Genomic DNA, 12627 nt, shown 5'->3' with positions numbered 1-12627 from the left:
ATGTCAGATTTAGAGTACCTTGTAAACGAACTGCCCCAACTTGCTGATAGTATGAAACTTACTATTGGCAACTCTAGCGATATTAGACGGGAAATAGAGCGAATTAGCAACATTCAAAATAAACTAAATATTATTGAAAATAAGCTTCAAGAAGTATTGGACAGTGAAAAATTTAATAAAGGAGTTCTTGGCGCAATCCCTTTCTTCGGAACAATAGCCAGCTTTTTTATTCCTGGTGGATTTTTAGTAGATGCACTTCTCACGGCAGGGAGTAACTTACTTGCTGAAAAATTGGGCGAGCCAGATAAGGAAACGTCTCTTGCTGACTTAATAGAAAATGTTGAAAACTTAATTGATTGGGGCGATGGTCTAAAAAATATAGCCGAGAATATTTTAAATGATTCACAATTATTGCTCCAGCTAGAATTGGAAAGGAAATCTCTAAGTCTCCCTGAAGAAGTAAGGCAAATTGATGAAGATTTAAGAATTCACATAGACTTTGATGAAGAGCAAAGTTTAAGGCAACAGGTTCAGCAAATAAAGGTAGCTCAAGAACAGCTAAAACAGGTTCAGCCAAAACTGGATAGTATCGTACAAAATCTTGAACGTAATGTCGAGCCTATTGAGCGCATAAAAGCTTTTATATCTTACTTTGGGGAATCAGTGTTTGCGATAGAATGGTTTGATGAAGAGCATGGGCTTATTATCTCTTATGAGGGTCAAACTACAACATTAGGAATTATCTTGAATGAATGTGTATCTTTAAAAGAAAAAGCTAATGCTTTAATTGACCGGGCTAATAGGTTAAGAGGAGAGGCTGAACAATCTCTTAAGCACCTAGAAAAAGAACGCCGTCGCAAGGAACAAAAAAAACCTAGTCGTAAGCAAAGTGAAAGATCCACACAGACAGGAGAATCTCTAAATTCTATTGACCGTACCATGTCTTCAGAGCAAAGACGCGGGGGTAGAAGTGGCTGGATACTGATACTATCCACACTGACTCTAGGAGTTTTGGGTTTTGTCGGCTGGAAAACTACCTTTCAAATTTCACCGAGTCAGCAGACAATACCAAATTCGGGAATTCCTCTAAATGTTGGAGAGCAAAAAACAAATTCTGAAGCTTCACCCACCTTAACACCGACTCCTCAGCCAGACCCAACAGCAACAAATTTAGCAGCAGCTCAAAAACTAGCAATGGAAGCTGCCGTTATGACTCAAAATCCACCTCATCCACTAGAAAATTGGCAGCAAGTACAAGGGAAGTGGCAGGAATCAATCAAATTGTTAGAGGCAATTCCAGACAATTCGCTTGTTGCAACTCAAGCTCAAGAAAAGCTAAGTGTTTATCGAACTAACTATCAGGCGATTACTAATAGAATTGTCACTGAACAGAAAGCAGCCACTAATTTAGAAGCTGCCCAAAAACTAGCAGGGGAAGCTGCCCTCATGGTGAATAATCCACCTCATCCTAAAGAAGTCTGGCAGAATGCTCAATCAAAATTGCAGCAGGCGATCAACTTGTTAAGTTCTATTCCTCAAGGTACATTTGTGGAAGCTCAAGCTAAAGAAAAGCTTGCTGATTATCAGAACAACTACACGCTAATAAGCAACAGAATCAAAACTGAAGCTCCTTGATTTTATCCATATTACCAATTAAGTTTTAAATTACCAGAGATTAAGCCCGCTCCCTAGCTGCTGATATCCTAGTTACTACAAAAGCGCGATCGCCCTTACATCCCAAATTGTCAAAAAGCGCGATCGCGCCTCTTCCCCTGTACTTGCAAAAAAATTACATCCAAGATAAACTAGGAAATAGAAACTAAGCAACCTCTGATGCTGAAAGCAAAAATATAATGAAAACTAAAAGCTTCACAGTCATCATTTACAAAGAAGAAGATATGTACATTGCCGAATGTCCAGAAGTCGGCACAATTGACCAAGGCGAAACCATAGAACAAGCGATCGCTAATCTCAAAGAAGCTACAAGGCTCTATCTCGAAGAGTGTCCTTTACCCGACGAAATCACTCCCAGGTTTGTAACTAGCATAGAGGTTAGCTATGCCTAGGTTGCCCAGAATATCAAGCCTAGAAGTAATTCGCGTACTAGAGCGTTTAGACTTTTATCAAGCCAGACAAACGGGTAGCCACGTTGTCCTTAAAAAGCCTCTTCCAGACGGAGAAATTGTTTGCGTTGTGCCACTCCACCGCGAGTTAAAAATTGGTACTCTCAGCGGTGTTCTAAAGCAAGCAAAGGTCACACCTGATGAGTTTATAGCTAATTTATAAGAGAGAATAACCGGGTTTCCCAGTAGATGAGTTTTTGTAGCTTGTAGGGGTCGATCGCGAGCGTAATGAAATAACGATCGCCCTTACATCCCAAATTGTCAAAAAGCGCGTGAAGCGCAGCTATCCCGTAGGAATCGCCCTAACTATTTTATTAATTAACCTACTTTAATGCGACAGCTAACTGGAACCCCAGTTTATCTAGTAAAACTATCAAAGCATAAATTTCCTCGCCCCCACTCTCAGACAACATTCGATCGAGTTTCTCATATATAAATTTAGCTTCCGTCGATAACTTATTCATCTGTAAATAAGCATCCACCACATCTTTAAGTCCTGCTCGCAGTAATTCCGGTTCTGGTTTTTCTGACTCTAATTCCAACATAACCTCGATATAGCTAGCAGCACTTTCAGGGTTTTTCAGAGAAGAAATCAAGTATTCGTGGTAGCTTCTACTTGTTGGCACTTTGAGTTCTTTCATAATCTCTCCAATATTTTTTAGCTTGACTAATATCTTGCTCTTGACTGCTTTTATCACCGCCACATAGCAGCAACACAACTGTTAACCCGATTTGTCCAAAATAGATCCGATAGCCAGGGCCATAATCAATCTTAAGTTCATAAACTCCGGCTCCTACTGAGCGATAATCTCCCAGATTGCCTAGCTCAACTCGCCTGAGTCGTTTCTTGATTTTAGATACAGTTTTCGTATCTTGAAAGGAATCAAGCCATCCTTCAAATGGACTTGTCCCATCGGCTTTCAGATAGTTCTGTACTTCTCGTGGTTGAGCTTCCATAATTTTAACACAGGCGATCTGGATTTTAAGGGGAGTGGTAGCGTGTCGCTACTTTTTTAAGCCTGATAACTCAAGTGCAAGTCACCCACAATCGGTAATTCAAATACATTACTTTCTCGCAACCGCTTTGAGAAAAACATAACTTCCAGATTTTCAATTTCCTCCGTGTCAGGATTGAGACGAGCCACAATTCCATAGTCTAGTTCTTGCGATTCTTGCTCTGCATAAGGCGAACATTTATTGACGTACAAAATATCCCTAATAGCATCGTATTTAAAAGTTAATTTTTTTGCCATATTATCTCTCCTTGGGTAACATTTTTTGTTAAGTAAGCTGTCACGATCCAATAGCGCTGTGTGGGATCTGTATCATTCACAACAGCTACTACAACATACCTACCCTTGCGACCCTTACCAAACTGCTGTGAAAATAGAAGAGTATTGCCGAAACGTAAATCACATCGAACCTCATCTGGGTCAGCTAGAGTTTTAGCAATTCTTTCCTGATAAGATGGTAGCAAATCGGGATGTGTCTCGACAATATGTAGTTCTCGTTCTTCAGTGAGTTAAACCTCACTATCGAGATATGGACAGAAAAATTGTGTTGTCACATTCCTCCATTCTTGCCAGTCCTAGTTACCTAACTTTTAGATTACCATAATTACCTGATAAGTTTAGCGATCGCCCTTACATCCCAAATTGTCAAAAAGCGCGTAGGCGTAACCAGCCGCAGGCAATGGGCGCAGCATCGCTATGTCTGTAGCAAATCCCCATCAGTCAACAGTTGATACTAGAAAACATCAGTCTAAAAAATACTTGACAGTGAAAATATAGCGGTGTATTATAGGAGTAGTGCAAACAATTAAAAACATGAGACTAAAAAGTTGGGAGTCTCCCCGCAGTGAGGGTAGAAACTCCAAAGGTAAAGGCGGCTCAGCCAGGGCTCGGCAACTCAAAAAGCAACAGCAAACTCTGCGAAAACAGTTAAAAGCTCAACACGATCGACAAAACACCAACAAAACCACCAACAAAACCATCAAGGGAAGGAAACCGATAATTCCTTCCCTTTTTTTGTATCTTTCCGCCACTCAATCCCGCTGAATGTTCGGACAAATCGTGCTAGTAATGCTCGCCTGCGAGGGCTGCTCTTGCCAGCAGTTGAGAATGCCTTGCAACTCCCTCTTCAAAGTTTCTAAGGCAGCAATTTGCACGGAAATTTCCTCTACCTTAGCCGTGAGATGCTGCTTCGCTTCAGAGCAAGGCAACTCTCCCCGATCGCGAACCTGTAAAATATCCTTAATCTCCTGAAGGCTCAAACCCAGAGTCTGAGATCGTTTAATAAACGCCAACCTGTTGAATACGGTTTCGCCAAACAAGCGATAACCCGCGGGCGATCGCTTTACCGCAGGAGACAGCAAGCCCATCTCCTCATAGTAACGAACAGTTTTCACCGACAAACCACTACAGGCAGCTACAGAGCCAATTTTGTACAGTTTCTCGGCAACAGAAATATTCATAAACCAAGCATCCAAGATCGAAAGACTTTCTTGCCCTATCTTTTAGTGCCTCAGATCCAGGGAGTCGATCGGCACATCGCCCAGTCACCATTGCCCAGTAATCTTAATAAGGAGGATTTTTTTTAGACACGTTAAGCACGGGCAACTGAGGTCTAGAAGACTGAGGAGGAAGATAGTATTCGGGAGCAGGTGCGGGTTGTTCGGCTCCAGAGCGGTAAAATTGCCACCAGCGGAGAGCCATCGCCACCCCAGCGGTGCCCAGCCCAAAAGCCAATAAAGAGCCACTCGCACCCATGCTGCCGATGGCTGCATCGACAACGCCCACTGTCACAACAAAGCTGGTAATTGGTTCTCTACGGTAAGCTGACCTCAAAAGTCGCGTCCACGAAGCATTCATTTGGTTTTACTCTGTTCTATATTTATTTACAAGCTCTAAAACTTAGAGTTGGCGGAACGATCGGGATTTCTAGCTCAAATACTAGCTTCACCTAAATTAATCTTCTCGCCTGTGGGGAATTGTACGGGAGCGAGGCAAAATTGCCAAGCTTGTCAAATCAAAATTCCACCCCATATACACCTCCAAAAGCCAGCTATTGCATTCGGGAACAGATCTCTCTCGGCGGAGAAGTCGCTGGGCTTGTTTGTAATTAATATTTTAATCAATTCCCGAATTTGTCGCGGTCAGCACAAGTCACACCCGCTGCCGTTCGAGTCAAGACAAAGTGTAAGGCTGACCGCGCCATTGCTAAAATTAGTTGAGACCTAACCAGGACAGCAAGCCCTGGCCTGTGACATACTCGATAATTAAAGTTAAAGAAAAACCGATCATCGCGGCTCGACCGTTAAGGCGTTCCGCGTAGCTGTTGAAGCCAAACTTTGGCTGTTCCAGTTTGGGAGTGACCGTGGGTTGTAGTTGTGTCATTGCTTTGGGTACCTGGCGATCGACGCTATTCAAATGTGAAATCCAATGTTAGTTACAAATCTTAAACATTGCTACTTCTATTATAAAGAGGGTTAACCGCCGTCAACCGTCCCCGAAGAGAAAAAAGTGCTGCCAACTAATGCCAATTAATTATACCCGCTCAAAATATGACTAATCAGTTAGATAACGATAAGCTTCCTGTCGCCGTACAGCGAGTTGCCTTTGCCCTTCGTACAACAGGCTGGGTTTGCTTCTGGGTACAGGTAGTGCTAGGGGTGGTAGCGGCGATCATTTTGCTCTTTGCCATCCCCTTCGCGCTCCCCAGGGCTAGCGCCGCTGCGGGTTCCACCAGTGCTGGCACCGGCGGGGGCGTATTTTTTGCCATTTGTGGGCTAGCCGTACTCGCTTACAGCGTATATCGCTCTTTCCGCTTCACCCGTTTGTCGAGACAACTGCGATCGCCCGCTAACGCTGTCCGCCCCAAAAAAGCAGACACCATCAAAGAGGTGCGGCTGGCACTTTTTAGCAACTTGTCAGGAATGGTGCTGACGCTGATCGGCGCAGAAGCCATCAGCGGCACCCTTTTAGCCAAATCTCTAGCTCAGCCGCAAGCCTTGTTCGGTGCCGCAGTTGATGTGGGCCGATTTATTCAGCCGCTAGATATATTTGTGGTACTCGCCAATACTCACGCCACTGTTGCCCATTTTGTCGGGATTTTCGGGGCTCTTTGGTTGCTCGATCGCATCCACAAGCAATAGAAAATTGGTCAGTGGGAATTGCGCCTCTCCCACTCTCCCACTCTCCCACTCTCTCACTCTCCCTCACTCTCTCTCACTCTCCCACTCTCCCCCAACCGACATCCGGAATCACTGCCAACCTGTCGAAGAACGTACTCAGATACCTTCTACCAAGACAACATGAATATCATGGCACTGAAACCCGAGGCTTATTTTGGGGTGACAGATCACCCAACTATTGAAATTTCTCAAGAAAGTTTTCGTTCTGTCCTAGGTCAAATAGAAGCTGAACTCCTCTGTAGCGACACCTATAGCCAAGCTCTAGCTAGCCTGCAAACAATGTTGGGCGAAGCAGCCTCCGCTGCCGAAATTTTAATTAGAGCAGTTAGCAGAGAAGCCGTCAAGCTCGCATTCGATCGATTTCCCAAACAAAACAAAATTGAACCGCAAGTAGCCGAACAGACTTTTGCTGCTTTAAGTCCCGCCATTGAGACGGTGACAGAAATTCAAGAATTGGAGCCACCAGTAGCTGCTCCTGTCTTCTATTGGCGCAGCGCTACTGTGGAAGCGCCACCCCAAACCGAGTCCGAGACAGAAGAAAATTCCGATCGAGAAACTAACATTTCTGAAGACAGCAAACAAGCGCCCCAAGACGAAATTAAAGTCGAGTCGGCTCCACCTGCAACTGTTATCGCCCCCGGAAAATCCTTCCCAGGGTTCGGTTTTCCCAAGAAGCCGAAAAAACTCACCAAGGAAGAAGAAGCAGCTTTAGCCGTCCAACAGCGAGAAGAGTGCCTGCAGGAGTTGGGTAGAGAATTGCGTAAGGGACGGCAAATTCGCTCGCTATCCCTGCAGCAACTCCACAGTCAAACTCTCGTGCCGCTGCACCACATCGAATCGATCGAAAATGGGGAAATCGACAAACTGCCCCAAGATATTTACGTTAGAGGTTTTATCCGCAGACTTGGCGACGCCTTGGGACTAGACGGCAGCGCTATGGCGAATGCTTTGCCCAAACCCGCTCCGAGTCCAATTCCCAGTATGTATGTGTCTGTTTCCGATTCCGACTCAGGCGAAGGCTTTCAAATGCGTCCGGTGCATTTGTACATCGGCTACACCGCTTTGATGGCTGGGGCTGTAGGGGGTTTAGGTTGGCTGTCGCAGCAACCCGTGGTGCCAGGAGCACAGGCAGCACCTCCAACGCAGGTGACACCGCCAGCCTCAGTTGCACCGGCTCAGAAGACCCCAGAAAAAGCACCTCAACCGGGCTTGAAGAAGTCTAATAACGGGGGAATGATTATGGGGGCTGACATGGCGCCGCCGGAGGTGATTTTTGGTTAGTGTGTGTCGGGCGATCGATCGTCCGACAACTCTCTTGGTGCAGGTGAACTCGGAAACCGATTTCCGAGTTCACCTGCATAGGGATACTTGCTTGAAGAAATAAGTCCTGGAGAGCAATCACGGTGGAGATTTTAGTTAAATCCCCGATTTTCATCCATCTGTAGAGTCAATTCTAAAATCTTTAATCTAAAATCTTTAATCTAAAATCGCCCGCCCGTTTACCCAAAGTGATTTTTTAACTGCATCAGGAAACCCGATATGTGCGATAAACTATCTATTTGACCACTCCTAAAAGAGGTTTCCGATAAGATGAGTTCCCCAGCCACCGCTGCTTTCTCCGATCTCGATCCGCTATCGACTCACTCGCCAACAGTCACGAGTTTGGCGGCACCAGACAGTGCTTTGGTAACGGCGGCTCAACTGCCAAAAGCATCTTGGACAATAGAAGATAGTGAGAAACTCTACCGAATTCAAGGTTGGGGCGAACCGTATTTTTCGATCAATGCAGCCGGTCACGTTACAGTGTCTCCCAAGGGCGATCGCGGCGGTTCCCTCGACTTGTGCGAACTGGTAGAATCCCTGAAACAGCGAAATTTGGCTTTGCCCCTGCTGATTCGATTTTCTGATATTTTGGAAGACCGGATCGAGCGCTTAAATTCGTGTTTTGCCAGAGCGATCGCTCGGTACAATTACAAAAATGTTTATCGCGGTGTCTTTCCAGTAAAATGCAACCAGCACCGACAATTAATTGAAGATTTGGTGCGTTTCGGTCAACCCCATCACTTCGGGCTCGAAGCCGGATCGAAACCGGAATTAATGATAGCTTTGGCTACCTTAAAAAACCCAGGCGCTTTGTTAATTTGCAACGGTTACAAAGACCGCGAATACATCGAAACGGCTATTTTGGCGCAGCGACTAGGGCAAACTTCCGTAATTGTGCTGGAGCAAATAGAGGAAGTAGAACTCGCAATCGTCGCGAGCAAAGCATTAGGAATTAAACCAATTTTGGGAGTGCGAGCAAAACTCACTACCAAAGGCGTTGGCCGCTGGGGAGGTTCCACGGGCGATCGGGCAAAATTTGGCTTGACAATTCCTGAAATTATGCGTGCAGTCGGCGAACTAGAAAAAGCTGGAATGCTCAATTGTTTGCAGTTACTGCACTTCCACATCGGCTCCCAAATTTCCTCAATTAGCGTCATCAAAGACGCCATTCGAGAAGCCAGCCACATTTATGTAGAATTAGCTAAATTGGGAGCTAATATGAACTACTTGGACGTAGGCGGTGGACTCGGCGTAGACTACGACGGGTCTAAAACAAACTTCCACGCTTCCAAAAACTACAATATGCAAAACTACGCTAACGACGTAGTAGCGGGAGTGAAAGATGCCTGCGACGAGCGCAAAATCCAGGTTCCAATTATCATTAGCGAAAGTGGGCGGGCGATCGCATCTCACCAATCAGTGTTAGTTTTTGACGTACTCGGTACTAGCGATGTCCCCAGAGAAGTACCCGAACCAGTAGACGAAAACGCCCACCAAATTCCGCGCAATCTCTACGAAATTTACCAATCTATCAGTCCAGAAAATTACCAAGAAGTTTATCACGATGCTATCCAATTCAAGGAAGAAGCAGTCAGTTTATTTAACTTAGGCTATTTGGGAATTGCGGAACGGGCAAAAACCGAACAGTTGTACTGGGCTTGCTGCGATAAAATACAGAAGATCGCGCGGCAGAAAGAATACGTATCTGACGATTTGGAAGACTTAGAAAAGGTGATGGCGTCCATTTATTACATCAACTTATCTGTTTTTCAGTCAGTACCGGACAGTTGGGCAATTAACCAATTGTTCCCTATTATGCCAATTAACCGACTCGACGAAGAACCAACTCAACGCGGTATTTTAGCCGATCTTACCTGCGACAGCGACGGCAAAATCGACCAATTTATCGATTTGCGAGATGTGAAGTCGGTTTTGGAACTGCATACTCTCAAACCTGGAGAACCTTACTATTTGGCGCTATTTTTGGGAGGTGCTTATCAAGAAATTATGGGCAACCTTCACAACTTATTCGGCGATGCTAATGCAGTTCACATTCAGCTAACACCTTCTGGCTATCATATCGAACACGTTGTGAAAGGAGACACTATGAAAGAAGTCCTCAGCTACGTACAGTACGATTCAGAAAATTTGGTTGAAAGCATCCGCCGTCAAACAGAAGCAGCTTTGCAGCAAAATAAAATTACTCTTTCCGAGGCCCAACTTTTGCTGCAAAATTACGAGCGGAGTCTCAGCCAGTATACTTATCTTCAGTCTTAAAATGTAGGGTGCAACTGAGATGTTGCACCACTGTCAATAAGCCTTTTATGAACAGGCTTTCCGGCCTGTTCCACAAGAAAATCTACTCTTTGTGGAACAGGCCGGAAAGCCTGTTATTGAGAATGGTGGAAGATGTGAGGTGCAACCTAAGCACAATACCAGAATTAAAAGCTGAGATCATAAATGTAAAAGTAGGGTGCGCCTAGCGCACCTTACCTTGAGCAATTAGCAATTATTCAGCATGGCCGAGAATTTCTGCGATCGCCCGCCGCTCTTCTCCGTGGTGAGTCGGTAAAACTTGGCGAGCGTCAGTAATCAGCCAATCGAGAGCCGCCGCTTGCAAATCGATCGCAGCCCCGGTTTTATCAACGCAGTAGCGCCCGAACACCAGTTTATCAACCAACCGCACCTCCGGCCCCAAACGGGAATACTCAAAAATCACGCTGTTTTCCACAGTTGCGCCACTGCAAAGCCAGCAATTTGGGCCAATCATTGTCGGCCCGACAATTTTTGCTCCATCCTCAATGATCGTCATCCCGCCAATGTAAACAGGCCCAGTAATATCAACCTTATCCCAGTTGACAGCTACATTCAAACCAGCGTAAATGCCGGGGCGCACTTCAATTCCTGGAATCGAAACATTTTTAACTTGTCCGAGCAGCACGCTCTGAATTGCCCGCCAATAGTCAGGAACTTTGCCGATATCCACCCACTCAAAGTCCATGCTAATCCCGTAAAAAGGCGCGCCTGCTGCTACTAGCGCGGGGAATAACTGCGAACCGATATCGTATTCCTCGCCCGAAGGAATGTAATCGAATATTTCCGGTTCAAAAATATAAATACCAGTGTTAATGTCGGTACTCAGAGCTTCCTCTACAGAAGGTTTTTCTTGGAAAGCTTTAACTTTGCCAGACTCGTCTGTTACCACCACTCCGTAACTGGGAACCTCCTCGCGGGGAACCGATTTCATAACAATAGTAGCGATCGCCCCTTTTTCCCGGTGCCACTTCACAGCAGCAGTCAAGTCCAAGTCAATCAAAGCGTCGCCGCACAGCACCACAAAAGTATCGTCAAAAAACGGCGAGAAGTCCTGGATTCGTTTCATGCCACCAGCCGAACCGATAGCCTCTCCAATCATTTTTCCGTCCTCAATTCGCCCTTCAAAAGAATAGGCAATTTGTACCCCAAACTTTTGACCGTCGCGGAAGTAGTTTTCAATCACGTCTGCCAGGTGGGAAACGTTGACCATAATTTCGTCAAATCCGTGCTGGCGGAGCAATTCAACCAAAAACTCCATCACTGGCTTTTGCAGGATGGGAATCATCGGTTTGGGTATTGTCTGAGTAATAGGACGGACGCGAGTGCCTTTACCGGCCGCCAGAATCATCGCTTTCATTATTAACTTCCTCAACCCTCTGTTAATTGATATAAACTCAACAATTAGATGCTAGCGGTTGCGATCGTCGAAGCGATCGATCACAGCAAAATCCTGACCTGTTTATAGGCGACATCGTACCAGGCTATCAATCATTTATTCCGAATTTACCTGGATTTAAGAAACCAGGTATCGGGAATCAGCAAGAACTTCACACTCCCGCTCTCCGCATTCGGGACTCAGCAACAGAATGCCAGAGAGCGAGATTCTGCCTAGAATCTTAACCGACGCAGTGGCATAGTTATTAGACCTCTTGCAAAAAAAATCTATGTTACAATTAAAGGTTTTGAGTTTGAGACCCACGAAGCTCACTCATAATTGTCAAGTGCTGATATAACCTGCAATCTGCTCCACTTAAGCCAAACGTTTGATTATAGCATAAAATTATTTTGCAAGAGGTCTATTAGTTTCCTCCGAGAACCTAATACCCTGCAAGCTCAAAGCGCGCGGATTTTGAGGTCTTGGTAAAACTCCTCTTGAAGCAACTCTACTTTAGACTGAGCCGATAGCAGCAACAACGCCCAAAAAATACCCACGCGGTCATGATTTGGCAAGTGAACTTCCCCACTAGATACCGGGTGTTCTGGGTTGACAGGAGAGTTCAAGTCGTTATGGTGCCAAAGCTCTAGCAATTTGTCCAAGTCCAGCCAACCCTCGTCAATTTCCTGGCCCCGCTGAGCCAGAAACCGTTCGAGTTCACTAGCAGTTTCTACAAGATTTTCTTGGTGAGCTAGCTCAAAGATAGCCTGGGCCGCTTGCGATCGCATTTTGGAGGTAGGGCGGCGGCGGGGGGTAACTGTCTGCTCCATTGCTGCTTTCATTAGCTGCAACTGCTCAATCAGTTCTGGGAGTGTCACCGGGCGTTTTTGCGGTAGTTGAGCTACACCGCGACGGCGCAATTGCCGCTCTAAATGCTGCGGCAAATGTCGCCCGCCTGAGTGTTCTGCGTCTTCGAGGGCGGCTTCGTCCAATTCGGGATTTGGCGGGGGTTCTGAGAGGACAATACTTTCTGCTTTGAGCAAAACCAGCATTGAAGCGTACAAAAACGCTTGGCCGGAGTGGGACAAATCGGAGAAATCCGAACTCTGATCTGCATCGCAGGCGTTCGTAAGCTTGCTCAGACATCGATCGAACACTTCAATTACCTTAACGTCCCAAGGATCAATTTCTCCCCGTTCGGCTAGGTCAATTAAAATTGCGATCCCCTCTGAAATCGTTTCTAAGCCATCTTGGTCTCGGGAAACGGCCATTCGATTTTATATTTTAGATTTTAGATT

At 45.6% G+C, this 12627-nt stretch carries 14 protein-coding genes; 6 read left to right on the top strand and 8 right to left on the bottom strand.

Annotation, left to right across the window (positions count from 1 at the left end):
• The 3 genes from QUA44_RS23715 to QUA44_RS23705 all read left to right on the top strand — a co-directional run bounded on the left by QUA44_RS23715 (nucleotide 1) and on the right by QUA44_RS23705 (nucleotide 2286).
• Nucleotides 1–1635 (top strand): hypothetical protein, encoded by a 1635-nt coding sequence (locus tag QUA44_RS23715; RefSeq protein ID WP_333254913.1) that lies wholly within the window; start codon nucleotides 1–3, stop codon nucleotides 1633–1635.
• Nucleotides 1636–1853: 218 nt separating this feature from the next.
• Nucleotides 1854–2066 carry a type II toxin-antitoxin system HicB family antitoxin gene (locus QUA44_RS23710; protein WP_333148509.1) on the top strand — a complete coding sequence of 71 codons (213 nt, stop codon included), beginning with the start codon at nucleotides 1854–1856 and terminating at the stop codon, nucleotides 2064–2066.
• Complete coding sequence (locus tag QUA44_RS23705) at nucleotides 2059–2286, top strand: type II toxin-antitoxin system HicA family toxin (protein ID WP_015174173.1); 228 nt, start codon at nucleotides 2059–2061, stop codon at nucleotides 2284–2286. Before QUA44_RS23710 ends, QUA44_RS23705 begins: the two co-directional genes overlap by 8 nt.
• A gap of 160 nt (nucleotides 2287–2446) precedes the next feature.
• Here the strand turns inward: QUA44_RS23705 and QUA44_RS23700 are convergent, their stop codons facing one another.
• From QUA44_RS23700 to QUA44_RS23675, 6 genes are all read right to left on the bottom strand, one after another.
• Complete coding sequence (locus tag QUA44_RS23700; RefSeq protein ID WP_333254911.1) at nucleotides 2447–2764, bottom strand: transcriptional regulator; 318 nt, start codon at nucleotides 2762–2764, stop codon at nucleotides 2447–2449.
• Nucleotides 2736–3080: a type II toxin-antitoxin system RelE/ParE family toxin gene (locus QUA44_RS23695; protein WP_333254909.1), complete on the bottom strand. Its 345-nt coding sequence runs from the start codon at nucleotides 3078–3080 to the stop codon at nucleotides 2736–2738. Before QUA44_RS23695 ends, QUA44_RS23700 begins: the two co-directional genes overlap by 29 nt.
• Before the next feature lie 56 nt (nucleotides 3081–3136).
• The gene (locus QUA44_RS23690; RefSeq protein WP_333254907.1) at nucleotides 3137–3376 is read right to left on the bottom strand and encodes a DUF2283 domain-containing protein; all 240 of its coding nucleotides are present in this window, start codon (nucleotides 3374–3376) and stop codon (nucleotides 3137–3139) included.
• Between the two features lie 791 nt (nucleotides 3377–4167).
• On the bottom strand, nucleotides 4168–4596 hold the full coding sequence (locus tag QUA44_RS23685; RefSeq protein WP_333224123.1) for a heavy metal-responsive transcriptional regulator: 429 nt from the start codon (nucleotides 4594–4596) through the stop codon (nucleotides 4168–4170).
• 103 nt (nucleotides 4597–4699) lie between these two features.
• Nucleotides 4700–4993, bottom strand: coding sequence for a hypothetical protein (locus tag QUA44_RS23680; RefSeq protein ID WP_333046352.1), 294 nt, complete (start codon nucleotides 4991–4993; stop codon nucleotides 4700–4702).
• Between the two features lie 354 nt (nucleotides 4994–5347).
• Nucleotides 5348–5518 carry a hypothetical protein gene (locus tag QUA44_RS23675; protein WP_172186391.1) on the bottom strand — a complete coding sequence of 57 codons (171 nt, stop codon included), beginning with the start codon at nucleotides 5516–5518 and terminating at the stop codon, nucleotides 5348–5350.
• A 167-nt stretch (nucleotides 5519–5685) separates the two neighbouring features.
• Between QUA44_RS23675 and QUA44_RS23670 the strand changes: the two genes are divergently transcribed.
• From QUA44_RS23670 to speA, 3 genes are all read left to right on the top strand, one after another.
• Complete coding sequence (locus tag QUA44_RS23670; RefSeq protein WP_333254903.1) at nucleotides 5686–6276, top strand: DUF3611 family protein; 591 nt, start codon at nucleotides 5686–5688, stop codon at nucleotides 6274–6276.
• A 168-nt stretch (nucleotides 6277–6444) separates the two neighbouring features.
• Nucleotides 6445–7596: a helix-turn-helix domain-containing protein gene (locus tag QUA44_RS23665; protein WP_333254901.1), complete on the top strand. Its 1152-nt coding sequence runs from the start codon at nucleotides 6445–6447 to the stop codon at nucleotides 7594–7596.
• 309 nt (nucleotides 7597–7905) lie between these two features.
• Complete coding sequence (speA, locus tag QUA44_RS23660) at nucleotides 7906–9915, top strand: biosynthetic arginine decarboxylase (protein WP_333254898.1); 2010 nt, start codon at nucleotides 7906–7908, stop codon at nucleotides 9913–9915.
• Between the two features lie 232 nt (nucleotides 9916–10147).
• On the opposite strand, the gene QUA44_RS23655 is transcribed toward speA, so the two are convergent.
• Both QUA44_RS23655 and QUA44_RS23650 read right to left on the bottom strand, forming a co-directional pair.
• Nucleotides 10148–11311: an NDP-sugar synthase gene (locus QUA44_RS23655; protein WP_333254896.1), complete on the bottom strand. Its 1164-nt coding sequence runs from the start codon at nucleotides 11309–11311 to the stop codon at nucleotides 10148–10150.
• A gap of 476 nt (nucleotides 11312–11787) precedes the next feature.
• Entirely contained in the window at nucleotides 11788–12600 is an 813-nt protein-coding gene (locus QUA44_RS23650; protein WP_333254895.1) for a segregation/condensation protein A, read from the bottom strand.
• Nucleotides 12601–12627 lie beyond the last annotated feature (27 nt).

The organism is Microcoleus sp. N9_A2, from assembly GCF_036701775.1.
Classification (GTDB): Bacteria; Cyanobacteriota; Cyanobacteriia; order Cyanobacteriales; family Microcoleaceae; genus Microcoleus.
This window is presented reverse-complemented; position numbering and strand designations above follow the sequence as displayed.